This is a genomic window from Dyella sp. OK004, assembly GCF_900114495.1.
GTDB lineage: Bacteria > Pseudomonadota > Gammaproteobacteria > Xanthomonadales > Rhodanobacteraceae > Dyella_D.
This window is the reverse complement of sequence record NZ_FOZI01000002.1, coordinates 1,181,689-1,208,052: the sequence shown is the minus strand read 5'-3', so window position 1 is coordinate 1,208,052 and position 26,364 is coordinate 1,181,689. Positions and strand designations below refer to the sequence as shown.

Below are 26,364 nucleotides of genomic sequence, written 5' to 3'. Positions count from 1 at the left end.
GAAGAAGGCGGCCCTCGGCCGCCTTCTTCTTGCATCTGTTCAATTGGCTGAGAGTTTGAACTTAGCCAGAGCTGCATCGCGCGATAAGAATTCCAGGCATGGAGGACCTCCGCCGTGCTGATCGCTATCAGGATAATTTAGCTCCCAGTAACGACCATCTTTCTTGTCTAAGTAAAGAACTGACCAGCCGTCCTCTGAGCGGGCAACCTCTACAAGCTCATTTTCCACCAGATGGAAAATGCGCTTCGTGGTGACATCGGCCACCAACTTCCCATCCTCAGAAATCCATTTTCCGCATAATTTTGATTCATTCGATTGAATCGTCAATGTGGAAGCCATTGCGTCGCTCCCGGAGGGATTGGGCCATTTGGGATCACAAATTCTGCGGCACCATTAGCGGTTTGCCCTCCCTGCAGAAAACCGGGATTTGACCTAAACACTGGAGACGCGATGCCGTCAACGGAGGAGCTGGGAAACTCAATCACCCTAAACCCACCAGGCACTTCTGGGATCGTCAATTTACTTGCAATTTCTGCGTTGGACAACCCTCTAAGTTCGCTGGCATTGGTGACAAAAACATCGACATCACCTGCTCTCCCGAGCGTGGTCGGATTGATGTTGCGAGGCACGACACGGGCCAACGTGCTGGATATCGGATTTGCCACGCCTCTGGCGGCTCCGGACGCTTGGCACATCGCCCTGACGGCGCGGGCTTCTCTCGCTACGCCAGACACCATTCCAATGCCAGGTAGTACCCCGGCTGCGGAGAGACCCCAACCCCAGCCGGTGCAGCCATTATTGACACATCCGGCTAGGGCGTAACCGGGGATCATGTTTGCCCAAAAGCCGCGCGCAGCTGCACGAGTCTCTGGGTTTGTCCAATCGGTAAAGTAAGCATCGCGGGGAATGGTCTGCAGGCCTTGGGGATCAGTCCCCATTGCCGGACTATTCTGGACGTACGCATAGCTACTTATGCCGCCGTTGAGTCCGATCGGATCGCTTTGGAGGTAGCGACCAGTTGCCGGGTCGTAGTTCCTAAATCCGTTGTAGAAGATGCTTGATTCTGCGTCGTAGTACTGTCCTGAGAAGCGCAGGTTGAAAACGTACCCGGTTGGAGCCAGCGGCATTTGCTCGCCAAATGGATTGCCCTGTTGATCCCACTTCCACAGGGAGGTGCCGTTGGCGTCAGTGATGGCGCGAGGTGTACTTAAACCATCTGCATGCACAAAGCTCGTTGTGCTAGCTGTTCCCTGCGTGTCGATCACTGCTAGTGGCAGATTGCCCAGCCAGACGTAGTCGCGTGTCGTATCACCATATTCGCCGATGAGCTGGCTCTGCTCATCATAGGCGAAGCGCTGATTCAGGGGGGCGGGGAACGAGATTGATTTGGCTGTTCGCTGGCCCTGAGCATTGTAGGTATAGGTACCAACCGTGCTCCCATTTCGCTGTACGACCGTCATCCTATTCCGGCTGTTATACCCGAAGCCGAAGGTCTCGCCACCCATGGCGCTGCCGGTCGTGTTGCCGTTGTTGTCGTACGTACGTGCCGTGCTACCGACGTTAGTCAGCCAGTTGTGTGGGTACTGGTAGTAGCCGTAAGTACCCGTCGCTAGACCATTGGCTGTCTTGCTCGCGCGGTTACCAATAGCGTCATACGTATAGGACTCTAGATTCGTTCCAGTCGCATCGGTTACAGCTGCCAGCCTTGAGAGCCAGTCATAGCTATATGTCTCTACCGCCGGACTGGCCCCTGGTGCGTTGCCCAGAGCTACGATGCGTCCCATAGCATCTCGAGCGAAATGCAGATTGAGTGCCGGACTTACCACGTCCGTCACTTGATAGTTCACGTCGTAGGAGCGCGTGATCGTTTGTCCATTACCCAGGGTGTAGCTTGCAATGGGTCCAAACGGTAAATAGGTGATGCTCGTCGCGACATTGCCCGCACTTGCGCTGATTGTTCCAGGTGCTAGCGCAGTGATTGCGCTGACGCGTCCGTTGACGTCACGCTGGTACTGAATCGACGCGCCGCTGGGTGTGCGGACGCTGGCCAGTCGATTAGCCGAGGTATACGTATAGCCGGTGATGTCGGTGGATGCTCCCTGTATCTGGCTTTTCTGCGTGACGTTACCCCGCGCGTCATAGCAGTAGACCGTCGTTACGCTGGTTTCGATAATTCGGGTCGGGCGTCCGATAGGGTAGGAGCCAGTGCAGCCAGTGACACTATCTGCTTCGTCGTAGCGATAGGATACGTTGAGGGTGGGATCCACATAGGTGGTTGCGGTCGTGCGGTTTATGGCGTCGTAAGTGAAGGTGGCAACATTACCTTTGGCGTCCGTGCGAGTCAGCACATTACCAGCCGCATCAAATGTCGATGACGTTACACCCGTGTCTGGGCTATTGAGTGACTGGGGATTGCCCAAGCCATCGTACGTGCTGGCGGTGCTTTTGTAGTCTGGCGTAGTGACTTTATTGACGTGATCCAATGCATCGTAGGCGTACGTGGTGCTGGAATACTGTGTAGATCCGTTGACTTTGGCGCTGTCTTGGATCGTCTGTAAGCGGTTCAGCGTGTCGAACCGACGCGTACGCTGAACCCCCAGCACATCAATGGAGTTCGCCAGGTTGCCGTTGAGGTTATAGGCGCCGCTTGCGCTCGCATCGAACACGGTCTGATTGAGGCCGTCAATGATCTTAGTGAGCTGTCCCAGATTGTTGAACGTACGCGAGAGGTGGCGGCTCGGCGTGTTACTACCTGCTGCATAGATCGATTCGTCGGTCTCGTTCCCTGCGGCATCCAGGGTGTAATGGATACGGTTACCCTGAGCGTCAGTGATGTCTATCAGGCGATGAGCGTCATCGTAACCATAGGTCACAACGACCCCGTCCGCATCGGTAACGGAGGCTACAGAGCCATAGGGGGTATAAGCATAGGTCGTGGTGGCGCTACCGACCTTGCGGGTTTGTATCCAGCCGCGCGGCGTGTAGGTGAGGTCCGTCGTCACACCATTGGGATCGATCACGCGTGTGACGCGCCCCGCGCCATCGTAGGACGCATAGGTGACGACGTGCCCGAGCGCATCAGTGATTTGATAGGGATCACCCGCACGATGGCAGACGCTGCCGGCTGTCCCGCATCCCGAGGTGTCTGTGGTCAGGTAGTAGCTGTAGTGGGTGACGTCTGAAACATCTACGCGCGCGCCATCTTCGCTCAACAGCAACCCGGTGACGGGGCATTGAACGTTGTCGATGGCGGTGCAGTACGTGTAGGTCCATTGACGGACCCCGATCGGCGCTTGAGGTGAGCTGCCACAGGTGTAGCTGGTGGCGTTCGCGTTCGTAGGATCGATGTCACAGCGGGCAGTGACTTGCCCTGAGCTGTTGTATATCCATGCACTTTGCTTGACGGGGTTGTTCTTGCTATCCAAGGTCACCCGAGTCAAAGGACGGCGTAGAACCGCATCCCAAGTGGTGTTAATGGTGCGCTGTTCTCCGATTGATGCCATGCCCTCAGTGCGCTGTGTTTCTAATCCCGCGGCGTTGTGAGTGAGTGTGGTGGTGTTTCCGGCAAAGTCCTGCAGTGAGTTGGCATAGCCGTTCGCATCGTATTTAATCGATGTCCAGGGCTGATAGCACCAGTCGGCGTGGCATGCCTGCGAAAAGCCGCTCAGCGTGATTCGGCCATGGCCATCATCTGCTGTGGAGAAGCGCATGGACGCGCCCAACGGCGACGTCATGGTCGTGCTCATAGTGCTGATGCCAGATAGGCGCACAGCGTTGGCGCCCCCGGCGTGGGTCGAGGATATCGCTTGGCCTGCAGTGTTGTAGCCGGTGCTGTCGTATCGCTTGCCCGATTCGTCGATAACGCCGGTCATCGCATAAGGCAGGTTCGTGCCGCTCGTAAGGGCTGCCTCGTTGTAGACGTATTGACGCGTCTTGCTATCAGGGTATTGAACGGAGGTCAGCACGCCATTGGTGTAGCCGTACGTGAGGACACCGTTGTCCGGAAGCGTGACGGTATGCAGCAAGTTATTACTGTCGTAGCTGAACTGAAGCGTGCGACCGAAGGGGTCTGTGACTGCCTGGAGTAGCGATCCGTTGTAGGTGAACGTGGTCATCTGCCCCGATGCATCGGCGATGTACTGCAATTGTCCCGATGTCGAATAGCGCTCAAACTGGTTCGGGCCTGCCACGTAGACCGTATAACCGTTCGCATCGGCGGTTAGAGTGTCGGCCACATTGGAATCGGGCGCCCAGCCACCGTTCGCCGTCGGTTGGAAATTTTCACTGCTTCCGGAGGGGCGCTGGAGCTGGATATACGGCGTACCCTGGCCATTGGGCAAGGTGGTGGATTGGATTAGTGAGCGATCAAACGAGTGACGCCACTGTGGTCCTAGGTTGGACCGGGAAATGCTCCGCTCACTGTTGTAGAAGCGCCGGAATGTCAGCCAAGGCGAGGTATCGAAATCGGTTTCTTGCTCATACTTGTTGCCGGTCGCGACGTTAATGGGATCGCCTGCTTGGGGCATGCCCGGGCAAGTGATGGCGCCATCGCCATCCGGCATGCCATTACCGCCATTGCAATTCTCGCCTGTGTTCTTTCCAGGGTCGTACGCGTAGGTCGTCAGCTTAATGTCGAGGACGCGCGCTTCGCAGGTGTACCAGCCTGGCTTGCTCGAAGTGTAGCCAACGGATGCCTGTATATTTTTCTGTATCGTATTGGCGTCGGCGTAGGTGACGGTTATCGGGCACTGCTCACGGGTGCCTGATGGCCACACAACGACTATGTACTGTTTGGCAAAGGCAATGCCATCGTCGAGCTTGTCAAAGGTATACGTGACCAGCTGACCGTTCTCGTAGTTCTGGATGTAGTAGGGCAGGCCGTAGCTCGCGCGACTGGCGTTAGACCAAGCTAACGACAGCATCATCCCTAGTACCATGACGACTGCACGGCGCGCCGAGGCGGCGCACCACTTCCTTGTGCTCATGTCCAATTCCCTATGTTGTGTGCTTCAGTTGTGAGTCGTTCTGGCGCCTATCAGTCGTGCGCCCGTCATTCAACCAGCCATTCGTTACAGATTTCCTGACATCCGTCGCAAGGACCGAGACGGCGCGGCGATGGTTTCGACTTGCTAACAGGCCATGAAGGCCGTCGACGTATCGTGAAGCACGCCTATTGAACCAAGCGACAGGTAATGCCGGGCCATCGCCGAGAAGTCGATACCCAGGTCATCGGCTGTCACCAAAGGTCGATGCTTTGGTCGCCAGACTCACTGGGCATGTCCATCGTCCATTACTGTCTCCTCGATTGACTATAAGGGGATTCTCATGTGCGAGTAAGGGAATGCCTACACCGTAACGGTGCAGCGACGTGGCCCCTGGCCATAAATGAAAAGCCCCGCAAATGCGGGGCTTTGTAGTTGGATCAATCGGCGTCGACGCCCGGTGCTGATTGCTTGGTTCCATCAGCAAAGATGAGCGCATCCTAACGCCATTGTGGCTAGTGGTGATGCTCTCTTGGTCCCCGAAGGGGAGGGGCAGGACGGCTCAGGCTGGAAGCCTGTCGGCTGATCAACAAATGATCAAATCTCGTCAGCCAGCCCTCAGCGCGCGCGGTCATCCCCCCTCCACGCCTGCGCGCTTCGCCCCTTGCTTTTGATGCGAGTGGTGCAGACGAAAAAACGGCGCCATTACTGGCGCCGCTTGGTGTAGCGAACCGCTCGCGCGTGATGCGAAATGATGCACGCAACGACTCAAAGTGCTTCGCGAAGGTAATCTTTGAACGTGGCTTGGCCGGTAGAGCCCGGTTTGAACAGGTCGGTGGTGAAATCCTCGTCTCGAAGATTCACCTTCTGGAGATAACTGCCAAACACTTTTGCGTCGAAGACCTCGTCACCCTCCACCATATTCCTGGAGTACCACTCGCCAAGTGCCCACATAAGGGACTTGAAGCCGTTCGTTTTGGGAAGGATGACGCCTTTGTTGCCTTCCCATGCCGTAGGCCACCTGGCCTCAACGGCAAGGAAGAAATTCAGCACGTTGAGCGCGATATTGCTGTCTTGCCCAGCTATAAACATTTTGCGGAACGGTGTCTTGCGTAGCTCTGCATCGGTTGCAGGTAGCAGCTTTTTGCCCTTCATCAGGTCCTGCCGATCCTGGGTCTCGCTGCGGGTAATTAGCCGCATCAGCTCTTCCACCACGGTGGCCTGGGTGAGCATCTGACCTGGCTTAGTGGCAAACCCGAGGCGTTTGATCTTGCCTAGGTAAGGGCTGCCCTCCCTCCGGTCCATCACAATCGCGATGTTGTGCGACGTTTTTTGCGGGCTCCTTGCCTTCTGATATTCGTAGAGGTCGTAGACGAGGCTCTTACTGACCTTGGTCTGCGCAAGGTTCACTGTGGAAAAAATGCTCGCCTGGTCCGCGATATCGGCGCCAATGAAGATGCAGACGCAGAGCTGAAAAGTGGGGCCGCTATACCCTTCCAGCCCGGCGACACGATGCTGACCGTCAAGGATATGGGCGATTTCGCTAAAGTCCCCATCCTGATTCGAGAAGATCGTCAGCTTGCGGCTATCGTCGTCCCACTCCGCGTTTTCCGCGCTGATGTGGAGTAGTACCGACGTTGGAAAAGTCGCGTCGATACCCTTCACGTATTGCTTGATTTCGGCGACACGCTTTTTGTCGAGGCGGCGCTGGATTCCTAGGTACTTATCGAGTTCGTTGTCATCTAGCTTACGCACGTCGGCGACAGCTAGGCTGGTTAACTGGTCAGGCTCCATGACGACGACGTAAAACTCACCGATAGGTTGCGAGACCACGAGACCGTCTAGCTTGATGCTCTTAGTCGCCATGCGGCTCAGCCCTTATCCATGTCGTTCATGAGATCGTTGATGTCGTCCTGGTCTTTTTCGAAGGGATCTTCCATGTTGTCCCCGGCCAAAGCCTGATCGCAATAGATAGACCAGTACAGCACCACAAGCGATGAGAGAAAGATGGCGATCGCCAGAGTATTTACCACTGGCTCGTTGCTTAGACGTCCGTTTAGCTGATTCGCGTAGATGAGGCCGCCTGCAACAGTGCAGAAGCAGCTCAGCACGAAGGGCAATGGGGCGAGCCACATCTTGCGCTTGTTCCTCATATAGGTAAGTAGCGTCCACCAGAACGGTGCCACAAGTGCTGCCGAATAGACGTAAACATCGCCGCTACGAAACAGGTGCAGAAGGATGGTCCAGTACCCATCATGAGGCGCCTTTGGATCAAGGCTGGTTATCTTGTCGAGATAGACAATAGCGATCGGGATGTTGGCCAAGGCCACTGTCATGAACAACTGGTAGAAAGCTTCGCGGTGCCGCTTCAGAAAGCGCAAAGTCGCCCTTACCCAAGGGTGTTTGGTAAATCGCTTCCATCTACCGTCAGTCTCCACGTCTCGTGCGGTGTTGGGGTCTCCGGCCGTCATCGCCGCCCTCCTAGGATGACAAGCTCCTCAAATTGTTTTCGGCTCGAACTGGTGGCGGAAATCGAACTGAAGCGGGAGACCGTGCGCTGTGCGAACCGGTGATATGCGTAGAGTTCGCGGATGGATGAGTGGTTCGCGTTCGTCGCAACAATCCGGGCGCCGCGACGCCTCGCGCGTGCTAGTGCGGCTGCGAGGCGCTCCTGGTCCGCCCAAGAAAAAAGCTTTTCGTTGTATTTGATGAAGCCGTTGGTGTTGTGGCGCACCGTGTATGGCGGATCGGCGAATACAAAGTCGCCGTCACCCGACTGATCAATGATTTCCTCGAAATCCTTGTTTTCCAGCTCGGCTCCGTGGAGTACCCGGCTAAGAGTGTGGAAATCGTCAGTTGGGAGCACGACTGTGTTCTTTGTTCCGCGCGGAACGTTGAAGACACCTTCAAGGTTTACTCTGTAAATGCCGTTGAAGCAGGTTCGGTTGAGGTAAATCAGGCGCGCAGCGCGCTCGATCAACCCTGTGGGCCGCATCGATCGCACCTCGTAGTAGTACGTGTCGCAGTGCTTTAATGCATGGCGGTTGAGCGCGTCCATGACTGCCTTGGGCCGCGACCGGATAGCACGGTAAGTGGTGATCAGTTCTTCATTTGCATCGGACAGGAGTGCGCGCTCGGGTTGCAGCGCAAAGAAAACGGATGCTGAGCCGAGAAACGGTTCGACATAACGCTTGTATTTCTTGGGAAACACATTGCGGTGTTCTGCGGCCAGCCACCGTTTCCCGCCCGGCCACTTGAGAAAAGGAACGACGATACCGACACCGTCTTCCCCAGCAGGTTTGCCTGCCGTCCGTTCTCGGTTCACTCCTATCCCCTTAAGTCGCACTGACACTGAATTGTTGCGTTGTTGTGCCGACGTTACAACTTGTTCGACGCGGCCCCTTATCTGGCTTGGGCGGACATCAAGGCGAGATCAGGTGGACTGTATGGACCAAACGCTCGGTTTCATCCCAATCCCCATCACCGCGACGATCTGGCTTTCCGTGTCACCTTCCTTCACATGGTTGAAGCCCTGATCAAGACGATGCGACACCACGCCGCAAGACACAGCGGCCGGTCCCGTTGTCTTTGTCAGTTCATGACACGTGTGGTACGTCGCGTTGGTCTCAAAGCCTTGGAGTCCATTGGTCACACGATTCGAGTGCTGCTTGGGTTGGGCGCGGAAAAGGGTGATGAAGGTAACCGCGTTCCTTTATTTCGGCCTAACTAATTGATATAAAACGATTATGTTAGTTATTTGGAAAGGTAATTTGAGGGTAATTAAAATTACCCTCATCATCTAAGTGATTGAATATAAATGAGTAGCTGTGAGAGTGAAATTACCTTTTGTTAGGGTAATCCGATTACCCAGGAATTACCTTTTGATTACCCTTGTCATGATCTCGTAACTATATGTTTTAGCTTTAAAAAGTGAGTGACTTGGTGACGTAGTTACCAAAATTACCCGTTTCCGAAGAAGCCACCCATTGGGGGCTATATAAAGGGGAGGGATTTTCACTACCTCCCTGCCGCTGCTCTCTTGCCCCCTGCAGCATCACGCTCAGTTCGACCAACTGCTCACGTATCTGCGTGGCCATCATGGCCATGAGCGTTTGCACGTGGTCGGGTATGACCACGCCGGCATGCATGCCTGCGGCCAAGCTTGCGCCAAGCGTCTCGATGGCGTCTACGTGCTCGATCGCGCGATCAAGCGTGGCGATGATGGTGCTGCTGTCTTTCATGGTGGTACTCCTTGCCACTAGCAAATCCCCCGTGCTTTCCGTATCGGCATGGAGGCAGCGGTGTGCAGTTAGTGTGCCGCTGCACAGCGACTTGGAGGCTCAACGGTCGACGAGGTGCTCGGGTCGCAGGTGGGTGTATCGCTTGAGCGTTTGCCAGGACTCGTGAAGCGAAAATTGCTGCACCTCTTGGATGGCGTAGCCGCGCTCAAACAGCCGCGACGTTGCTTCGTGGCGTAGGTCGTGGAAGGTCAAGTTCTCGATGCCCAACACTTTGCACGCCCGGGCGAAAGCTGCGCCCACGGACTTGGGGTTGTAGGGGAACACGCGGTCCTCGCCATCGATCGCGCGTTGCCGGTCGATGATCTCCCATGCCTCGGGAGGCATGCGGAATTTCTTCCGGTTGCCCTCTTTCATGGTCGGGTGCTTTACGTCGTCCAGCCAGGCGCACGGCCGCTCGAAGTTCGAGCGCCGGATCTCGGTTATTTCTTCCTGCCGTCGCGTCGTGAGCACTGCGTACGCATAGATGTCCGACATAGGTATCTGCGCGCGCCTATCGCGTCGCGCGAAGTAGTCACGCAGTGCCACGTCTTCGGCCGGCGTGACACGCCTATCTCGCCATCGCGATTTGCGGACCACCTTCCGTTGCCGCAGCTCGTGGCGAGCGTCCGCCAGAAAGTCGAGGCGCAGGGGGAGATTGAAGCCAGCGCGGGCCGATCGCAGCACCTGGCCGATCCATACAAGATCGTTGCCAACCGTGGCCGGGCCGGCGCCTTCGGCGCGTCTGGCCATCACATGGTTGATGTAATCAGCGGTGCCCAGCTCGGTGGCCACTTTGCGCGCGATGTCGCACCCTTCGAGGCGAAGGAGGTCAAATGCCTTGGTGCGCCCCCACTTCGCTGTGGGGCCAACGGTCTCGCGGTACCATGTGATCAGGCTGGCCAGCGTCGTCTTTGCGCCGTGCAACGTGCCGCGGGCACGATGTTGGTCAAGTTCTGCCTCACGCCGGCGCATCCATTCCTGTGCCAGCGCCTTGCGCCCAAAGGTCTCCGACTCGCTATGGATCACCTTGCCGGCTTTCTTGAGGCGGATGACCGCTGTGTAGCTCGATTGGCCGTCCTTGCGGCGGCGGGTGAGGATGGTTCCCACGGTGCAACTTTTCCCTTTGTGTTGCACTCCATGTTACACCGCTGATCGCAAAACGGCCCGAAATCACACAAAACGAGTAGTAATGCAATGCTTCCACTCAGTCACGAAAGTCATATTACGCAAGGGTTGAGCCGCAATATTGACTCATTTCGTGTATGCGTGGCCCCCATGATGGACTGGACGGACCGGCACTGCCGGTACTTCCACCGCCTGCTGTCCCCGCGTGCGCGCCTGTACACCGAGATGGTGACCAGCGCCGCTTTGGTGCGCGGCAAACAATTGCGCCTGCTCGAACACAGTCAGCAGGAACACCCGGTGGCGTTGCAGTTGGGCGGCAGCGAGCCAAAGGAATTGGCGGAAGCGGCGCGCCTCGGTGCCGAGGCCGGCTACGACGAGATCAACCTCAACGTGGGCTGTCCTTCGGATCGGGTGCAGTCGGGCAAATTCGGTGCCTGCCTGATGCGCGAGCCGGCCTTGGTCGGCGACTGCGTGAAGGCGATGCGCGATGCGGTGGATGTGCTGGTGACGGTGAAGTGCCGCATCGGCGTGGACGATCAGGATGATTACGCTGGCCTGCAGCATTTCACTGAAACTATGATCGCGGCTGGTATCGAGATTCTGGCGGTGCACGCACGCAAGGCGTGGCTGCAGGGGCTGAGCCCGAAGGAGAACCGCGAGATTCCGCCGCTGGATTATGAGCGCGTCTATCGGCTAAAGCGCGAGTTTCCGCATCTCACCGTCATCATCAACGGCGGCATCACTACGGTCGAGCAGGTGCAGGCGCACCTCGCCCAGGTAGATGGCGTGATGCTGGGCCGTGCGGCTTATCACGATCCTTATCTGCTGGCGCGGGTGGAGGCGGCGCTCTACGGCGAGCCGCTGCCGGAGCGCGACGAGGTGTTGCGCCATATGCGCCCCTACATCGAGGCCGAGCTGGCGCGCGGCACTTCGCTCAAGCACATCAGCCGCCATCTGCTGGGGCTTTATCAGGGTGAGCCGGGCGCGCGCGGTTTCCGGCGCCTGATCAGCGAAGGCGCCCATCTGCCGGGCGCGGGCTGGGACCTGATCGAGCAGGCCATGGCGCCGAGGCGTGTCGCTGCGTGACAGCGCACGGCTGTCGGGTCAGTATTCAGGCCCGGTTTCATAGGCTGAACGAGCATAGCCGTCCTTAAGGCGTTTCCACGAGGTTTTGTTGTCGAAATGAAGACAATGCTCCGCATGCCGGCCCTTTTGTTGCTCCTGGCGACCGTTTCGGTGGCCGCACAGGCGCTGGAGCCGTCCATGACGCTGGAAGAGGCGGTGAACCAAGTGCAGCACGACACCGGCGGCAAGGTGCTGTCGGCCAGCACGGTGCGGCGCGGGCGCAATGCGTTCGAGCACCGCATCAAGGTGCTCACGCCCGACGGGCATGTACGCGTGGTCACTTTGAACACGGAAGCGGGCAAGGGCCCGGCTTCCTCGGATTCCACCAAGAACTCCGCCGGCGACGGCGAGGGCAACAAGGAGAAACACTGATGCGCATCCTTTTGGTAGAGGACGAGGCGCCGCTGCGCGAGACGCTCGCCGCACGCCTGAAGCGCGATGGTTTTGCCGTCGACGCGGCGCAGGACGGCGAAGAGGGCATTTACCTCGGTCGCGAAGTGCCGTTCGATCTGGCCATCATCGACCTGGGCTTGCCCAAGATGTCCGGCATGGATCTGGTCAAGGCGCTGCGTGAAGCAGGCCAGCGTTACCCCATCCTGATCCTCACCGCGCGCGGCAGCTGGCAGGACAAGGTCGAAGGCCTCAAGCACGGTGCCGACGATTACCTGGTCAAGCCGTTCCATGTCGAGGAACTGCTGGCGCGCATCAACGCGCTGGTGCGTCGCGCCAGTGGCTGGTCCAAGCCAGTGCTGGCCTGCGGCCCGATCAAGCTGGACACCACCGCGCAGACGGTGTCGGTGGAAGGCAAGCTGGTCGACCTCACCAGCTACGAATACAAGGTGCTGGAATACCTGATGCTGCATGCGGGCGAGCTGGTCTCCAAGGCCGACCTCACCGAGCACATCTACCAGCAGGATTTCGACCGCGACTCCAATGTGCTGGAGGTCTTCATCGGCCGTCTGCGCAGGAAGCTCGACCCGGAAGGCACCCTCAAGCCCATCGAGACGGTACGTGGACGCGGATACCGCTTTGCCATCCCTCGCAGCGAAGCCGAAGACGAGTGATCCCAGCCCGCCGCGCCGCCCGTTTTCACTGGCGGCGCGCGCGGCATTGGCCACCGGCTTCGTGCTGGCGGCCTTCCTTGGCGTCGTCGGGCTGACCCTTTCGCGCACCAGCGCGGAAACCGCGGTGAAAGAACTGCAGGACCGCCTGCAGAACAACGTCGTGGCTTACCTGGCCGGTACCGAAGTCGGGCGCTCGGGCAAGGTGCTGCTGCCTGATACACCGCCCGACCCGCGCTTCTCGCAGCCGGGTTCCGGGCTGTATGCGCTGGCTCTCGGCGAGAACGGGGTAAAGCTGGAATCGCCTTCGGCGATCGGCCGCGACTTCAGTTTTCTCAGCCGACTCGAACCCGGACAGAGCCAGTTCGTCGGACCCATCGATACACGCATGGGGCGGCTGTATTACTACGCGTATGGCGTGGCGCTGGACACCTCTGAGAAGAAGTCGGTGAAGCTGACTTTCATGGTGGCGCAGGCCGAAGATCAGCTCGAAGGCCAGAACGCCGTGTTCCGCCGCAGCATGATTTTCTGGCTTGCTTCGCTGGGCGTGATGCTGATCCTGTTGCAGTTGCTGTTGCTGCGTTGGAGCCTGACACCGCTCCGCAAGGTGGCCAGCGACATGAGTCGCGTCGAGCGCGGCGATGCCGAGCATCTGGACAGCCAATACCCGCTGGAGCTCACCGGCCTCACTGAGCGCATCAACGCTTTCGTCGATAGCGAGCGCGAACAGCGCACGCGCTATCGCAATACCCTCGCCGATCTCGCGCACAGTCTGAAGACGCCGCTGGCGGTAATCCGCTCGCGACTCGAATCCGTCGATGGCGGTACGGTGCCCCTGCGCAGCGACGTGCTGGACCAGGTGCGTCGCATGGACGAGTTGGTGGCCTACCAGCTGGCACGCGCGGCCACTACCGGCCGCCAAACCTTCGCTACCGCGATTCCTATCGCCGGTCACGCCGAAGATCTGGTGCAAAGCCTGGAGAAGGTTTACGCCGCCAAGAACGTGTTGTGCGAATTCGACATCGATGACGGCGCCGCTTTCTATGGCGAGCAGGGTGACTTGCTGGAGCTGATGGGCAACCTGCTGGAAAACGCTTTCAAGTGGACCAGCCATCGCGTACTGCTGGTGGTGAAAACCGAGCCGGCTGGCAGTCGCCAGCGTCCCGGTCTGTGGATGAGCGTGGAAGACGATGGCCCCGGCATCGACGACGACAAGATAGAAAAAGTCCTGCAGCGCGGCGTGCGCGGCGACGAGCGCGTGCAAGGCCATGGCATCGGCTTGTCGATTGTGCAGGACATCATCAAGGCGTATCGCGGCGAGCTGGCGGTAGACCGCTCGCCCGAATTCGGCGGTGCGCGTTTCAGCGTGAAACTGCCGCCGAGCTGAGTTGCGCTCAGGTAGGTGCCGACGACGGTCCGTAGTACGCCGTCAGCAGCGCGGCTACACAGGGTTCCGCACGTTGCAGCAGGCCCGGTTGCGACCAGTGCATTTCGCTGACCACAGCGAAAAATTCATCGGCACTCTCGGCGGCGTAGGGATCGATCAAGGTCTCGCGGCCGCGCGCCACATCGTTGGAGAGATGGTCGTAGGCGCGCTGGAACGCCACGATCCAGTCGCGGCGGTTGATCCCGTCGGGCAGGAGCGGCACGCCGTCCGGTGGGCCATCCAGCATGTCGAACTTGTGTGCCATCTCGTGCACGACCACGTTGTAGCCGTCCCACGGTTGCTCCAGGTCGAGCTGCACGTCGGCGAGGGAAAGAATCAGCGGGCCACGTTCCCAGGCTTCGCCGATCAATACATCGTCGGCTTCGCTGACCACGCCGCTGTGTTCGTCGTGATGGCTGCGGCGCACTTTGAATTCGCCCGGATATACCAGCAGCTCGCGCCAGCCTCGCAGGCTGCGCACACCTTGCTCGAGCGCCGGCAGACAAGCTTGCATGGCGATCAGCAAGCGGATCCTTTCATCCAGCACGGCGCCGGCGAGTGGGTGGAAGCGCTTGCGGGCAAGAAAAGCTGCGCTCAATCCGCGCAATGCATGCTGGCGCGCGTCATCGAGACGCCGCGCCAGCGGGCATGAAACCAGAGCGCGGCGCCAGAGTGGGTCGGGAATCGGCAGCGGGTCGAAGCGCGACAGCAGCTGTCGCCACCAGGCCCCCGGCACGGAACGGCTTACTGGATCGAGCCAGGCAGCAGCGACTGCCAGCCCAGACTGATGCGCCGGCTGCGCTGGGCACCCGAGGAGCTACCGCCTGTGGGGCAGTTCTCGCTGCTCGAGCTGGAAGCCGGGCTGGTCTGCGGAGTGGTATCTCGAGACACGCCGAGAGCGTCGCCGCCATTGCCGCTCACATCGTGGCTGACGGCGCTATCGGTGCTGACGCGCTGCATGGAAACGGAGCCCAATTCCTGGGTATCGGCGTCCATGGCCGATGCGGCATTGATGCCGCCGACGCCCAGAACACACGCGAACAGGAACTGCCTAATGCCCATGGCGGCTCAACCCCTTGATCCGCAAACCAAGGTCCGGATCGTCGCAGAATCCCTGGGCGGATACCAGTGCCGCTGCCGCCGTTCAAACGACGGTACCAGTCCCACAAGTACTGGTCCGCGAGCGCCCTGGTCGGCTACTCGCCGCGCGGGCCAGGCTCTAAGATGGCGCAATGCACGCAATCCCTTGTTTCCCGGCGGCCTTGTCCGCGTACCGGGTTCTTTCAATGGGCGGCCTCCGCTGATGCAGGCCCCGCAGTTGCTCGCCCTGCTGGCCGGGGGAGAGGCCGTTTCCGGCGAATGGCTGGCCGAACGGGCCGGGGTGACGCGCGCCGCCATCTGGAAACAGGTCGAGGCCCTGCGCTCGCGCGGTGTGCCGATCGAGGCGCGCGGCGCGGCGGGCTACCGGCTGCCGTGGCCGGTGCAGATGCTGGATATCAAGCGCATCCGCGCCGGTGTACCGGTGCCAGTGCGCAAGCGGCTGGGCACGCTGGAAGTGCATTGGGAGCTCGACTCCACCTCCAGCGAATTGCAGAGGCGCGCAGCGGCACTGGCTGACCTGAGCATGGTGCTGGCCGAGACACAGAGCGCCGGCCGTGGCCGACGCGGCCGCACGTGGCTGTCGCCACCGGGTTTGAATCTGTATCTGTCCTGCCTGAAACGCTTCGATGCGGGCTTCGCCTCGCTGTCTGGTCTGTCGCTGGCGGTGGGTGTGATCCTGCTGCGCGCACTGGAGTCGCTGGGCATCGCCGATGCCGGCCTAAAGTGGCCGAACGACGTGCTGGCGCAAGGCGGCAAGCTGGCCGGCATCCTGGTCGAGCTCAGTGGCGAGTACCAGGGACCTTGCGCCGCTGTGATTGGTGTGGGCCTCAACCTGCGTCTTACCGACACCTTGCGCGAACAGGCCGGCCAGCCCACTTGCGACCTGGCCGCCCTGGCGGGCGGCACCCCGCCGGACCGCAATCAGGTCGCGGCCGCGCTGATCACCGCCCTGATCGAAGGACTGGGGCAATTCGAGCGCGAAGGTTTTGCCGGCTTCGTCGACGAATACGCCCGGCACGATCTGCTGAAAGAGGCACCGCTGCGTGTACACGGCGCCCAAGGCGTACTGGACGGTGTCGGCGCTGGTGTCGATGTGCGGGGCGCGCTGCAGGTGTGGGCCGCCGATGGCCTGCGCAGCATCGACAGCGCCGACGTCACGGTGCGCCGCGCATGAGGCTGCTGCTGGATCTCGGCAACACACGCCTGAAATGGGCGTTGCTGCAGGGCGCCGTGTGGCGTACGCGCGGTGCGGTGGGTTGGGACGAGGATGTCGGCGACGCGCTCCATCACGCCTGGCGCGATCTGCCCACGCCGCGCGAAGTACTTGGCGCGTCGGTGGTGGATAACGCCCGCGAAGCGCAAGTCGCTGCTGTCGCGAAAGCGCTGTGGTCACTGGATAGCTATTGGTTGCGCACGCCAGCTGAAGCCTGCGGCGTACGCAGCGCCTACGCCGAACCACAGCGCTTGGGCGTGGACCGTTTTCTGGCGATGGTCGCGGCGCACGCTTCGGGTCACTCGCCCTGCGTGCTGGCGGGTGTCGGCACAGCGCTGACCCTGGATGCGCTGGCGGCGGATGGCCGCCATCTTGGCGGCTTGATCGCACCGGGTCCACAGCTGATGCAGCAGTCGCTGGTAGGCGCCACATCGCGCGTACGTCCCGAGCGGCCGGGGCAGGTGCTGGACGTGGCCGACAACACCGCCGACGCGGTGGTTTCTGGCTGTTGGCAGGCCGCCGCCGCGTTGATCGAACGCTTCACCACCCGCATGACGCCCGCATTGGGCGGCGCACCGTCGTTGCGCCTCGGTGGCGGTGACGCCGCTGCGCTGTTGCCGCTGCTGGGGCAGCCCGCGCAACTGGCCGAGGATGGTGTGCTGCATGGCCTCGCGGTGTGGGCGAATGCGCATTCGCTATCGGCCCGGGCTTCTTAGAATGTCGCCCTTCGCCTGTGCTTTTCCGGATCGCTGAATGTTCCTGCGCCTGCTGTTCGTCTTACTGATTGCCTTCAATATCGCGGTAGGCGCGTGGCTGTTGCTTGGACAGGACGACACGCACGGCCGTAGTGCCACCGATCCTGGCGTGCCGACCCTGCATCTGCTGTCGGAACGCCCAGCCGCGCCGGCGAGCACCACAGCGGCGGCGAATCCCGAGCCCGTTTCATCTCCCGCGCCGGTTACTGCGCCGGTGCCGGCGTCGACGGTCAAAGCCGCGCCCACCACGCGCTCCAACAGCTACACCTGTATCTCGATCGGCCCGTTTGCGACGCCGATCGATCTGCGCAATGCGCGTGGCGCACTCAGCGCGCAGGCGGCGCGCATGCGTTCGCGCCAGGAGCAGACCACGCAGACGCGCGGCTGGTGGGTCTACCTGCCGGCGAGTGCCAGTCGCGAGCAGGCGCTGGAGCAGGCACGCAAGCTCACCGCCGCCAGCATCAATGACTACTTCGTGGTCGGCTCGGGTGGCCAGCCGAACACCATCTCGCTAGGGTTGTTTAAGGATCCTGCCAATGCGCGCAAGCGCCGTGACGAAGTCGCCGCCGCGGGCTTCCCCGCGCAGATGACCGAGCGCACCGAAACAGTGCCCGAGTACTGGCTGGATCTCGCCGTCACCGACAGTGCGCGTTTCGACTGGCGCAGCCGTCTGCATAACAGCAGCGTGGGCTCGCACAGCACTGGTTGTTTCTGAAAGCGGCGTCCGTGTTCTACAGCCGCGGGCCGGCCCCTGCTAAACTGCGCGACTTCGCCGGCATAGCTCAGTTGGTAGAGCAACCGCCTTGTAAGCGGTAGGTCGTCTGTTCGAGTCAGACTGTCGGCACCACGTCTCTATCGAAACCCGCCTCCTGGCGGGTTTTTGTTTTTAGCCTTGACGCTTCCATGCGAATAGTCCGAAGATCGATTGGTGCAACGCACCAATCATCCTTCCGGTTCCATCCCGGTGAAGCTCGCCCTGCAGGGCGGCGGCGCACACGGCGCTTTTACCTGGGGTGCGCTGGACCGGTTGCTGCAGGTACCTGGTCTTGTCGTCGAATCGGTCTGCGGTACCAGCAGCGGCGCCATGAATGCTTCGGCGCTGGCGCAAGGCTGGGCGCGCCATGGTGCGGCCGGCGCGCGCGAGACGCTGGACACGTTCTGGCTCGACATGGGCAGGCGCAACTCGGCTGTGGATTGGTGGATGGCCAGTTCGCGCAGCCTGAGCGACAGCTTCGGCTGGCCGATGACGATGGCGTCGGCGGCACATCCTCTACGCCCGCTGGTGGAAGAGTTCTTCGACTTCGATGTGCTGCGAACTGGCCCGGTCGCAGTGCACCTGGTAGCCACGCGGATTCGCGACAGCGGACTGGCGATTTTCAGTGGATCACGCCTGAGCGCCGACGCGCTGATCGCCTCGGCCAGCCTGCCACCGTGGTTTCCCGCGGTGGAGATCGATGGCGAGGCCTATTGGGATGGCGGCTTTGCCGGCAATCCCGCACTGGAACCCTTGCTCGAGGGTGGCTGCGACGACCTGCTTTGCGTGATGCTGCAGCCGCTGCGCCGTTCGCTGTTGCCGCGCAGTACCAAAGACGCGGTGGCGCTCTCTGCGGAACTGGCGTTCGGTGGCGCTTTTATCCGTGAACTAAGAGATATCGCCATCGCGAGCGAACGTGCGACGCAACGGCTCTGGCCCAGCGCCACCGAACGCCAACTGCGGCGCCTGCGCCTGCACATCATGGCGCCGGAAGAAAGCCTGGCGGCGCTGGGACATTCGGCCACCGACACACGCCCTCACCAACTGCAGACCCTGCATGACCAGGGTTACGCCACCGCCGAGCTTTGGCTGGCCGAACACGGCGAGGCGCTTGGCCGGCATGGCAGCTTTCCGCTGGTCGAGTGGCTGGATTCGTTCGAGCGCCCGCTCGATACCTGATGGACGACCATCCGCTAGGGCATCGTCCTGGCGGGTTCTTGTAGACTTGCCGGATCGCATCACACGATTCCGCGAGCCATCTTGGCGATTTGCATGAAACTCCGACGATCCGCTGGGTCTGCACCAGTCATTCGCGCTGGCGGCAAGGCGTTCGCGCTAGGCCTTATGCTCGCCGCGTCGATGTTCTCGGCGGCCGCTCTCGCCGCTGACGAACCGCTGGCGGCCGCGCAATTGATCCAGCGCCAACAGGCCGATCAGGCGCCGATACTGCTCGACGTGCGCCGTGTGGACGAATACCACGACGGCCACATCGCTGGTGCCTTGAACATCCCCGTCGAACAACTCGCCGCGCGCTATACCGCACTGGGTGTGCCGCGCGATCAGGAGATCGTGGTGTATTGCGTTTCCGGCCGCCGCGCCGCGCGCGCGCAGGAGATGTTGCAAGCACAAGGCTATAGCCATGTGCGTCTGCTCGACGGAAGCATCAACGCCTGGCGCCAGCAGGAACTACCGCTGGTGCGCGAAGGCGCCACCCCCTGACATGCAAAGCAATCGAGAAAACATGGGCAAGCAGGCTGTATCGCTGATTGGCGTTCCCACCGATATCGGCGCTGGACATCGCGGCGCCTCGATGGGGCCGGAGGCCCTGCGCGTGGCGAACCTGATGGGCCGTCTCGAAGCACGCGGACTCGATGTGATCGATCGCGGCAATCTGCAAGGACCGGTCAATCCGTGGCAGCCCCCGCAGAATGGCTATCGCCATTTGCCCGAAGTGGTGGCGTGGAATCGCGCTGTGTACACAGCCATCTACACCGAACTGACCGCGGGCCGTTTGCCGGTGATGCTTGGCGGCGACCACTGCCTTGCGATCGGTTCGATCACCGCTGTCGCACGCCACTGCCGTGAGCAGGGCAAGCAACTGCGCGTGCTATGGCTGGATGCGCACGCCGATTTCAACACGGCGCAGATCACACCCTCAGGCAACATCCACGGCATGCCGGTGGCTTGCCTGTGTGGCATGGGGCCGGAGGAGTTGACCAAGCTGGGTGGTAACGCGCCGGCGACCGCGCCGGAAGTATTCCGTCAGATCGGCATCCGCTCGGTGGACGAGGGCGAGAAGCGGCTGGTGCGCGAGGCGAACGTGGGCATCTACGACATGCGCCACATCGACGAAGTCGGCATGAAGCGCGCGATGGAAGATGCACTCGCCGACATGGACGACAACACCCATCTCCACGTCAGCTTCGACGTCGACTTCCTCGACCCGACCATCGCACCCGGCGTCGGCACCACCGTACGTGGTGGCCCGAACTACCGTGAGGCGCAGCTGTGCATGGAAATGATCGCCGACACCGGCCGCATGGCCTCGCTCGACATCGTTGAACTGAACCCCGCCTTCGACAAGCGCAACCAGACCGCCCGGCTGGCGGTGGACCTGGTCGAATCGCTGTTCGGCAAATCCACGCTGATGCGTTAACGTGCATAGCATGGAATGCGCATATACTATGCGCATTCCATATGAGGGCATTGTCATGCATGCCGTCACCCGCAAGGCCGCCAATCTAAGTATTCGTAGCGATTTGCTGGAGCAGGCGCGCCAGCTCAATATCAATCTTTCGCGCGAATTCGAGCAATTCCTCTCTGAAGTGGTACGCCAACGCCAACAAGAGCGATGGCGTGAGGCCAACCAGGACGCGATCGACGCCTACAACCGCCATCTGGATCGCGATGGCTTGTGGAGCGATGGATTGCGCTCGTTCTGATGGCTCGCTTCGACGTATATCGCAACGAACATGCTGCGAGCAGCAAGCGCTTTCCCTACCTGCTGTCCGTGCAATCGGAGCTGCTCGAGGATCTGCGCACCTGCGTGGTCATTCCGCTCGGCAAAGCGGCGACTGTTAGCGGCAAACCGATGGAAAAGCTGATGCCGGCGGTGACGCTCGACGGAGACACATGGGTGATGTACACCCCTGAACTCGCAGCCGTACCAGTAGCGATCCTGCGCAAGCGGGTCGGCAATCTGCAAGACCAAAGGCATGCCATCCTCGGTGCCATCGACTTCCTTTTCAGCGGTATCTGACTTCATGACAACTGTGCGCGTACTGACCGGCATCACCACCACCGGCACCCCGCATCTGGGTAATTACGTCGGTGCGATCCGTCCGGCCGTGGCGGCGAGCCGTCGCGCCGAGGTGGATGCGTTCTACTTCATGGCCGACTACCACGCGCTGATCAAGAGTGACGATCCGGCGCGCATCGAGCGTTCGCGTCTGGAGATCGCCGCCACCTGGCTGGCCGCCGGCCTCGATCCGCAGCGCGTCACGTTCTATCGCCAGTCGGATATTCCGGAGATTCCGGAGCTCACCTGGTTTCTCACCTGCGTTACCGCCAAGGGTCTGCTCAATCGTGCGCATGCTTACAAGGCGGCGGTGGACAAGAACACCGAGACGGGCGAGGACGCTGATGCCGGGGTCACCGCCGGCCTGTACATGTATCCGGTGCTGATGGCCGCCGACATCCTGGCCTTCAATGCCAACAAGGTGCCGGTGGGGCGCGACCAGATCCAGCACATCGAAATGGCGCGCGATATCGCGCAGCGCTTCAACCATATCTACGGCCGCGAATTCTTCGTGTTGCCGGAAGTGGTGATCGAGGAACAGGTGGCTACCTTGCCGGGCCTGGATGGCCGCAAGATGTCTAAGAGCTATGACAACACCATTCCGCTGTTCTCCGGCGGAAAGAAGCATTTGCGCGACTCGATCATGCGCATCGTCACCGACTCACGCGCGCCGGGCGAACCGAAGGATCCGGGCAGCTCCTCGCTATTCACCATCTTCCGTGCCTTCGCTACTGAAGCTGAGTCCAACGCGTTCCACCAGGCGCTGCTCGATGGCATCGGCTGGGGCGAGGCCAAACAGGTGATGTTCGAACGCATCGAGGCTGATGTGGCGCCGATGCGCGAAAGCTACGACGCATTGATCGCACGCCCGGCGCAGATCGAGGAGATCCTGCACGAAGGCGCACGCAAGGCACGCGCCATCGCTGCGCCGAAAATCGCCGAGCTGCGCGATGCGATCGGCCTGCGTTCGGGCGCTTCCACCGTCGTTTCCACGGTGGCCAGCAAGGCCGAATCAAAGGCGGGCAAATTGCCGCGCTTCGCCAGTTTCCGCGACGCCGATGGTAGCTTCCGCTTCCGCCTGTTCTCCGCGGACGGAGAAGAGTTGTTGCTGTCGAAATCGTTTGCCGATCCCAAGGCCGCTGGTGTGTTGCAGAAGCGGCTCAAAGGCCCCGGCGTCACGGCGGCCGTGCTGCAAGTGCTGCCGAGAGCGCTGACGCTGGAACTGGATGGTGAATATGTGGCGGCTACACCCGAGTACCGCGATGAACAGGCTCGAGACGAAGCCCTCGCGCGCCTGCGCGAGGCACTGGATCAGCTCGCCGCGCAGGAATAACTGCGCGGCGGGTACTTAGGAGTGCCCGACGATGCGTTACCTCGCCATCCTGCTACTTGCCCCATGGCTGCTTATTCTCGGTTGGGCCTATTGGGCCTTTCCGAAGAGTCTGCCGCGCACCAGCGCGCGAAAGGCCTTCGACCTCGTCGCCTTACTGCTGGCCGCGCTCGCTGCGGTGCAATCTGCCGTGATCGGTTTCGAGGCGGCTACGGTTCCTGCCGTGGGGCAGTTCGGTCCATCCAGTGGCGCGATCTGGCAACAGGTATTGCCGGCGCTGTATGGCTATGGCGCCTGCATCGTTGTGTTGCTAGCCGCGATGCTCGTGCGTCACATGATCTGGCGCTCCAGGCCACAGTGATGCCACTTACTCCCAGCGATTGAGGTGCGGGCCGAAGGCTTCGCGCTGTTTCTGCACCACGCAGAAGCGCTGCCCGCTCGGTGCCTCCATTACCCACCAGCGTCCACGCACCAGATCGATGCGCCTGGCGCCGAGGCTTTCCAGCCGTTTCGCTTCGGCTTCCAAGTCGTCAGTCTCGATATCCAGGTGCACGCGGCTGTCATGATCCACCCGCTGCAGCAAGATGATCGGCTCATCCGCGAGCGTGGCCAGTTCGGCGTATTTCCCGTCGCCGTCCTGGTCGTAGCTAACGACAGGCTTGCCGAGTGCTTGGCTCCAGAAGTCGGCGGCCTGCTTGAGGTCGGCAGTGCGGCAATCGAAAACGAGGGTGCTCAGTCGGCTGTGATGCATGACGGTCTCCGGCGAACAAGCGGGTAGCTCTAGGGTAGGGCCTGCAGGGTGGACATTGCGTCATTTGTGCGTAGGCGCTGACCGGACAGCAATGGCTATTGTCGGATCGATGTCCGCAGCAAACGACGTTCGCTGATGGCCCCCGACTTATCGCCAACGTCGCTGACGTGTCGCGCGAAGTGGCTGGGAAGCGCTATGACGCTCATAGCATCACGGTGATTCGGCCCGATGGAGCCACCACGCATTACGCTCCTGATGCAGACATGGGATGGGATCGAACTCAGTTCGACAAACCCAAATTGTCCAGCAGATGCGACCTGCCGATGGAAGCGATGGCGGGCAAAGTGGTTGCTGGTGTTTGAGCGTATATAGCGGACCGCGCAGGCGACCGACAGGCGATGGTGTGCGAATGGCTATAGATAGCTTTCATCTTTTCCAGGGACGTCGGTAATCATTGTCACTTTGCGTTGATGCAGAGATCGACGCCAGCTTCGCGCGCAATGCCGGCAGACAGGACGCAAGTTCTTCGCGCATATGTTCATGTAGTCGAAGGACGGGCGGGGTAGATGGCTGCATGTGAGCCGGATGAGCTTGTCAATGAAGCTCGCGTCTCTTTTCAGATTACTCCCATAGTCTGGTCCACGTTGGCCTTCATACGATGCGTCTTGCCCATGCGTGCGTTCTCAGTTTCGCGGGCACTCCTTCATAAGCCTTCAATCCGCCACAGCAGAACGTCGTGGCTATCGGTTTGTGATGCGCAGGAACAAATGAGCCTATGGACATCCATCGACCGTGCGAGTGATTCGCAAGGCCCGCATGTGATGCGGGCGCACGATTCAACCACTCGACTGACTTCTAGAGAGCATCCGGCATGAATATTATCTATCGCATCGTTTGGAATACCGCGACCAACCAATGGGCAGTGGCTTCCGAAATGGCCAAGGGCCGCAGGAAGGCGACTCGCAGCATGTCCGCGTTGTGCGTGTCGGCATTCACGCTGCTGATCAGCAGCGCGATGATGTTGCCTTCGGCAGCGATGGCTGCTGATAGTACGGCAACGACCAGTTGCACCAAGCCCGATCTGATCGATCCGAATGTCTGCTTGGACAACAAGGCCTACTCGGTGTTTGCCACGGCGCCGAGTTACGACGCGGGTGGTGGCGTGGCTAGCGGTGAGCCTGGAAATATCGCGATTGGTGCGGGTGCGACCTCGTCCGCGGCGCTCAGCTCGAATACGTTCTCATCGGTAGCGATTGGCCAGAGAGCTTCAGCAAGCGCTAATTCTGCCGTCGCCTATGGTGTCGACACCGTCGCTTCCGGATCGGGTGCCGTCGCCGTAGGCGGTGCAGCAAGAGGGACCGGGCGCAACGGTATCGCCGTCGGTCTGCGTGCCAATGCGGCCGGCCAGGACGCGGTTTCGCTGGGTGTCGACTCTGTCGCGGGTGGGCTCAACGCTGTGGCGCTGGGCTCTGCCACCAATATTGCCGCCACCGTTTCCAACGGTACGGCTGTCGGCTATGGCGCCAGCGTTACTGCGAACAACAGCGTCGCCCTGGGAACGCGTTCGGTGGCGGATCGCATAAACAGTGTGGCGGTGGGCGCCTTCGGCGCAGAGCGTCAGATCATCCATGTGGCTTCCGGTACGGCCAATACAGATGCCGTCAATGTTGGTCAGATCCGTTCGGTGGTCGATAGTCTGGGCGGCACGTTCGATCCCGCCACCGGTTCGATTACCGGCCCGACCTTGATGGTGCAGGGAGCCACGGAAACCACGTTGGCTGGCGCCGTGTCGGCACTCGATACCGCGGTGACCAACAATGCGACCAACATCACCAATCTGACCAGCGACCTCAATAACGGTACCGTTGGCCTTGTGCAGCAAAGCGCCGCCGGCGCGGACATCACCGTGGCTGCCGGCAAGGACGGCACATCGGTGGATTTTGCGGGTTCTGGTGGTGCGCGTACGCTCAAGAGCGTGGCCGACGGTGCAATCAACGCGAACAGTACCGAGGCGGTGAATGGTTCGCAGCTGTTCACCACAAATCAGAATGTAACGAGCAACACTAACGCCATCACCGCGCTGGATGGTCGAGTGACCGCCAACACCACCAACATCACTGCCCTCCAGGGACAGATCGGTAATGTCAGTGCCAGCGGCGTTCAGTACGACGACGCCACCGTCAAGACTCAGGTGACGTTAGGTGGCATCGGTGCCGCTACGGGCGTGACGCTGACCAATGTCGCCGATGGTGCACTCAACGCGACCAGCGCCGATGCGGTAAACGGTTCGCAGTTGTTCAACACCAATCAGAACGTGCAGGTGCTGGATGACCGCATGGCTGTGGCGGAAGGTGACATTACCAACATCAAGTCGGTGATTGGCGACTTGCAGGCGGGCGGCACCACTAACGGTATTGCCTATGACGATGCCAGCCGCGACGTGGTGACGTTTGGCGGCGTGGCTGGCACATTGCTGACCAATATCGCCGACGGCCGTATCGCCTCTGGCAGCAGGGACGCCGTCAATGGCGGTCAGCTGTCGGATATCCGGGATCAGTTGCAAAACCAGATAGGCGATTTGAGCGGTCGGGTCGATGGCATCGAGAACGGTATCGCCGATGGCTCCATTGGTGACGGTGGTAGTGGTGGTGGCCCGATCACCGACAACGGCGGCGCGCCCATCAGCAATGTTGGCGCAGGCACAGCGGATTCGGACGCGGCGAATGTGGGTCAGGTGAACACGCAGGTCAACGAAGCGATTCAGACGGCCAATAACTACACCGACTCCAAGTTCACTGCGTTGAGCGAGACGCTGGATAACTTCAAAGGTGAAGTGAATCAGCGCTTCCAGCAGCAGGACGTCAAGATCAACCGCGTTGGCGCGATGAGCGCTGCGATGTCGCAGATGTCCTTCAGTACACAGGGCATCGACTCGCCGAACCGTCTGGGTGTGGGCGTGGGTACGCAGGGCGGCAAGTCCGCGATCGCAGTGGGCTACTCGCGTTCGGTGGCCCCGAACGTCAGCCTGTCGTTCGGCGGCTCGGCATCGGGCAGTGAAACGTCGGGCGGTGCGGGTCTCGGCATCGGTTGGTAAAACTGGGCCATAACGACAACTCGTGAAGTCCTCTGGCCGGCATCTTCGTGATGCCGGCTTTTTTTGTGA

25 protein-coding genes and 1 tRNA gene are annotated in these 26,364 nt (G+C 60.6%); 16 read left to right on the top strand and 10 right to left on the bottom strand.

What is annotated here, in order from left to right:
• Window positions 1-39 precede the first annotated feature (39 nt).
• The 7 genes from BM338_RS11995 to BM338_RS11965 all read right to left on the bottom strand — a co-directional run bounded on the left by BM338_RS11995 (window position 40) and on the right by BM338_RS11965 (window position 10,369).
• Entirely contained in the window at window positions 40-339 is a 300-nt protein-coding gene (locus BM338_RS11995; RefSeq protein WP_090451088.1) for an Imm27 family immunity protein, read from the bottom strand.
• Window positions 324-4,985, bottom strand: coding sequence for a polymorphic toxin type 10 domain-containing protein (locus BM338_RS11990; protein ID WP_090451087.1), 4,662 nt, complete (start codon window positions 4,983-4,985; stop codon window positions 324-326). Before BM338_RS11990 ends, BM338_RS11995 begins: the two co-directional genes overlap by 16 nt.
• Window positions 4,986-5,750: 765 nt before the next feature.
• On the bottom strand, window positions 5,751-6,848 hold the full coding sequence (locus BM338_RS11985) for a DGQHR domain-containing protein (RefSeq protein WP_090451086.1): 1,098 nt from the start codon (window positions 6,846-6,848) through the stop codon (window positions 5,751-5,753).
• Between the two features lie 5 nt (window positions 6,849-6,853).
• Window positions 6,854-7,453, bottom strand: a complete 600-nt coding sequence (locus BM338_RS11980) for a hypothetical protein (RefSeq protein WP_090451085.1) — start codon at window positions 7,451-7,453, stop codon at window positions 6,854-6,856.
• Entirely contained in the window at window positions 7,450-8,307 is an 858-nt protein-coding gene (locus BM338_RS11975; protein ID WP_218156332.1) for a DNA adenine methylase, read from the bottom strand. Before BM338_RS11975 ends, BM338_RS11980 begins: the two co-directional genes overlap by 4 nt.
• A gap of 598 nt (window positions 8,308-8,905) precedes the next feature.
• The gene (locus tag BM338_RS11970; RefSeq protein ID WP_090451084.1) at window positions 8,906-9,223 is read right to left on the bottom strand and encodes a hypothetical protein; all 318 of its coding nucleotides are present in this window, start codon (window positions 9,221-9,223) and stop codon (window positions 8,906-8,908) included.
• Between the two features lie 99 nt (window positions 9,224-9,322).
• Window positions 9,323-10,369 (bottom strand): tyrosine-type recombinase/integrase, encoded by a 1,047-nt coding sequence (locus BM338_RS11965; RefSeq protein WP_090451083.1) that lies wholly within the window; start codon window positions 10,367-10,369, stop codon window positions 9,323-9,325.
• A gap of 87 nt (window positions 10,370-10,456) precedes the next feature.
• Here BM338_RS11965 and dusA point away from each other — a divergent pair, with 87 nt between their 5' ends.
• The 4 genes from dusA (at window position 10,457) to BM338_RS11945 (ending at window position 13,960) form a co-directional block, all read left to right on the top strand.
• Window positions 10,457-11,473 carry a tRNA dihydrouridine(20/20a) synthase DusA gene (gene dusA / locus BM338_RS11960; protein ID WP_090451082.1) on the top strand — a complete coding sequence of 339 codons (1,017 nt, stop codon included), beginning with the start codon at window positions 10,457-10,459 and terminating at the stop codon, window positions 11,471-11,473.
• Between the two features lie 114 nt (window positions 11,474-11,587).
• Complete coding sequence (locus tag BM338_RS11955) at window positions 11,588-11,884, top strand: PepSY domain-containing protein (RefSeq protein WP_255367281.1); 297 nt, start codon at window positions 11,588-11,590, stop codon at window positions 11,882-11,884.
• A complete protein-coding gene (locus tag BM338_RS11950) occupies window positions 11,884-12,576 on the top strand; it encodes a response regulator transcription factor (protein ID WP_090451080.1) in 693 nt (230 codons plus the stop codon). The genes BM338_RS11955 and BM338_RS11950 overlap by 1 nt, the downstream gene beginning before the upstream one ends.
• Window positions 12,542-13,960 (top strand): ATP-binding protein, encoded by a 1,419-nt coding sequence (locus BM338_RS11945; RefSeq protein WP_090451276.1) that lies wholly within the window; start codon window positions 12,542-12,544, stop codon window positions 13,958-13,960. Before BM338_RS11950 ends, BM338_RS11945 begins: the two co-directional genes overlap by 35 nt.
• 7 nt (window positions 13,961-13,967) lie before the next feature.
• Here BM338_RS11945 and BM338_RS11940 read toward each other — a convergent pair whose 3' ends face one another.
• Window positions 13,968-14,735 (bottom strand): M90 family metallopeptidase, encoded by a 768-nt coding sequence (locus BM338_RS11940; protein WP_090451079.1) that lies wholly within the window; start codon window positions 14,733-14,735, stop codon window positions 13,968-13,970.
• An 8-nt stretch (window positions 14,736-14,743) separates the two neighbouring features.
• Window positions 14,744-15,061, bottom strand: coding sequence for a hypothetical protein (locus BM338_RS11935; RefSeq protein ID WP_255367280.1), 318 nt, complete (start codon window positions 15,059-15,061; stop codon window positions 14,744-14,746).
• Window positions 15,062-15,302: 241 nt separating this feature from the next.
• Here BM338_RS11935 and BM338_RS11930 point away from each other — a divergent pair, with 241 nt between their 5' ends.
• From BM338_RS11930 to BM338_RS11880, 11 genes are all read left to right on the top strand, one after another.
• Window positions 15,303-16,274: a biotin--[acetyl-CoA-carboxylase] ligase gene (locus BM338_RS11930; protein WP_090451078.1), complete on the top strand. Its 972-nt coding sequence runs from the start codon at window positions 15,303-15,305 to the stop codon at window positions 16,272-16,274.
• Window positions 16,271-17,029 carry a type III pantothenate kinase gene (locus BM338_RS11925; protein ID WP_090451077.1) on the top strand — a complete coding sequence of 253 codons (759 nt, stop codon included), beginning with the start codon at window positions 16,271-16,273 and terminating at the stop codon, window positions 17,027-17,029. The genes BM338_RS11930 and BM338_RS11925 overlap by 4 nt, the downstream gene beginning before the upstream one ends.
• A 37-nt stretch (window positions 17,030-17,066) precedes the next feature.
• A complete protein-coding gene (locus BM338_RS11920; protein WP_090451076.1) occupies window positions 17,067-17,783 on the top strand; it encodes an SPOR domain-containing protein in 717 nt (238 codons plus the stop codon).
• 56 nt (window positions 17,784-17,839) lie between these two features.
• Window positions 17,840-17,915, top strand: a tRNA-Thr gene (locus tag BM338_RS11915).
• 81 nt (window positions 17,916-17,996) lie between these two features.
• Complete coding sequence (locus tag BM338_RS11910) at window positions 17,997-19,001, top strand: patatin-like phospholipase family protein (protein WP_177229306.1); 1,005 nt, start codon at window positions 17,997-17,999, stop codon at window positions 18,999-19,001.
• Between the two features lie 93 nt (window positions 19,002-19,094).
• Window positions 19,095-19,541, top strand: a complete 447-nt coding sequence (locus tag BM338_RS11905) for a rhodanese-like domain-containing protein (protein WP_090451074.1) — start codon at window positions 19,095-19,097, stop codon at window positions 19,539-19,541.
• Between the two features lie 22 nt (window positions 19,542-19,563).
• Entirely contained in the window at window positions 19,564-20,478 is a 915-nt protein-coding gene (gene rocF, locus BM338_RS11900; protein ID WP_090451274.1) for an arginase, read from the top strand.
• A gap of 55 nt (window positions 20,479-20,533) precedes the next feature.
• Window positions 20,534-20,764 (top strand): type II toxin-antitoxin system CcdA family antitoxin, encoded by a 231-nt coding sequence (locus tag BM338_RS11895; protein ID WP_090451273.1) that lies wholly within the window; start codon window positions 20,534-20,536, stop codon window positions 20,762-20,764.
• On the top strand, window positions 20,764-21,081 hold the full coding sequence (locus BM338_RS11890) for a CcdB family protein (protein WP_090451073.1): 318 nt from the start codon (window positions 20,764-20,766) through the stop codon (window positions 21,079-21,081). The genes BM338_RS11895 and BM338_RS11890 overlap by 1 nt, the downstream gene beginning before the upstream one ends.
• Window positions 21,082-21,085: 4 nt before the next feature.
• Window positions 21,086-22,453, top strand: a complete 1,368-nt coding sequence (locus tag BM338_RS11885; protein WP_090451072.1) for a tryptophan--tRNA ligase — start codon at window positions 21,086-21,088, stop codon at window positions 22,451-22,453.
• 31 nt (window positions 22,454-22,484) lie between these two features.
• On the top strand, window positions 22,485-22,811 hold the full coding sequence (locus BM338_RS11880; RefSeq protein ID WP_090451071.1) for a hypothetical protein: 327 nt from the start codon (window positions 22,485-22,487) through the stop codon (window positions 22,809-22,811).
• A 6-nt stretch (window positions 22,812-22,817) separates the two neighbouring features.
• Here the strand turns inward: BM338_RS11880 and BM338_RS11875 are convergent, their stop codons facing one another.
• On the bottom strand, window positions 22,818-23,201 hold the full coding sequence (locus BM338_RS11875) for a VOC family protein (protein ID WP_090451070.1): 384 nt from the start codon (window positions 23,199-23,201) through the stop codon (window positions 22,818-22,820).
• A gap of 871 nt (window positions 23,202-24,072) precedes the next feature.
• Here BM338_RS11875 and BM338_RS11870 point away from each other — a divergent pair.
• A complete protein-coding gene (locus tag BM338_RS11870) occupies window positions 24,073-26,295 on the top strand; it encodes an ESPR-type extended signal peptide-containing protein (protein ID WP_090451069.1) in 2,223 nt (740 codons plus the stop codon).
• Window positions 26,296-26,364: the final 69 nt, after the last annotated feature.

Coding starts and splice junctions, on each gene's coding strand:
- BM338_RS11995 (WP_090451088.1), bottom strand. CDS start 339: ATGGCTTCCACATTGACGATTCAATCGAATGAATCAAAATTATGCGGA.
- BM338_RS11990 (WP_090451087.1), bottom strand. CDS start 4,985: ATGAGCACAAGGAAGTGGTGCGCCGCCTCGGCGCGCCGTGCAGTCGTC.
- BM338_RS11985 (WP_090451086.1), bottom strand. CDS start 6,848: ATGGCGACTAAGAGCATCAAGCTAGACGGTCTCGTGGTCTCGCAACCT.
- BM338_RS11980 (WP_090451085.1), bottom strand. CDS start 7,453: ATGACGGCCGGAGACCCCAACACCGCACGAGACGTGGAGACTGACGGT.
- BM338_RS11970 (WP_090451084.1), bottom strand. CDS start 9,223: ATGAAAGACAGCAGCACCATCATCGCCACGCTTGATCGCGCGATCGAG.
- dusA (WP_090451082.1), top strand. CDS start 10,457: ATGCTTCCACTCAGTCACGAAAGTCATATTACGCAAGGGTTGAGCCGC.
- BM338_RS11955 (WP_255367281.1), top strand. CDS start 11,588: ATGCCGGCCCTTTTGTTGCTCCTGGCGACCGTTTCGGTGGCCGCACAG.
- BM338_RS11950 (WP_090451080.1), top strand. CDS start 11,884: ATGCGCATCCTTTTGGTAGAGGACGAGGCGCCGCTGCGCGAGACGCTC.
- BM338_RS11935 (WP_255367280.1), bottom strand. CDS start 15,061: ATGGGCATTAGGCAGTTCCTGTTCGCGTGTGTTCTGGGCGTCGGCGGC.
- BM338_RS11930 (WP_090451078.1), top strand. CDS start 15,303: ATGCAGGCCCCGCAGTTGCTCGCCCTGCTGGCCGGGGGAGAGGCCGTT.
- BM338_RS11925 (WP_090451077.1), top strand. CDS start 16,271: ATGAGGCTGCTGCTGGATCTCGGCAACACACGCCTGAAATGGGCGTTG.
- BM338_RS11920 (WP_090451076.1), top strand. CDS start 17,067: ATGTTCCTGCGCCTGCTGTTCGTCTTACTGATTGCCTTCAATATCGCG.
- BM338_RS11905 (WP_090451074.1), top strand. CDS start 19,095: ATGAAACTCCGACGATCCGCTGGGTCTGCACCAGTCATTCGCGCTGGC.
- rocF (WP_090451274.1), top strand. CDS start 19,564: ATGGGCAAGCAGGCTGTATCGCTGATTGGCGTTCCCACCGATATCGGC.
- BM338_RS11895 (WP_090451273.1), top strand. CDS start 20,534: ATGCATGCCGTCACCCGCAAGGCCGCCAATCTAAGTATTCGTAGCGAT.
- BM338_RS11890 (WP_090451073.1), top strand. CDS start 20,764: ATGGCTCGCTTCGACGTATATCGCAACGAACATGCTGCGAGCAGCAAG.
- BM338_RS11885 (WP_090451072.1), top strand. CDS start 21,086: ATGACAACTGTGCGCGTACTGACCGGCATCACCACCACCGGCACCCCG.
- BM338_RS11880 (WP_090451071.1), top strand. CDS start 22,485: ATGCGTTACCTCGCCATCCTGCTACTTGCCCCATGGCTGCTTATTCTC.
- BM338_RS11875 (WP_090451070.1), bottom strand. CDS start 23,201: ATGCATCACAGCCGACTGAGCACCCTCGTTTTCGATTGCCGCACTGCC.
- BM338_RS11870 (WP_090451069.1), top strand. CDS start 24,073: ATGAATATTATCTATCGCATCGTTTGGAATACCGCGACCAACCAATGG.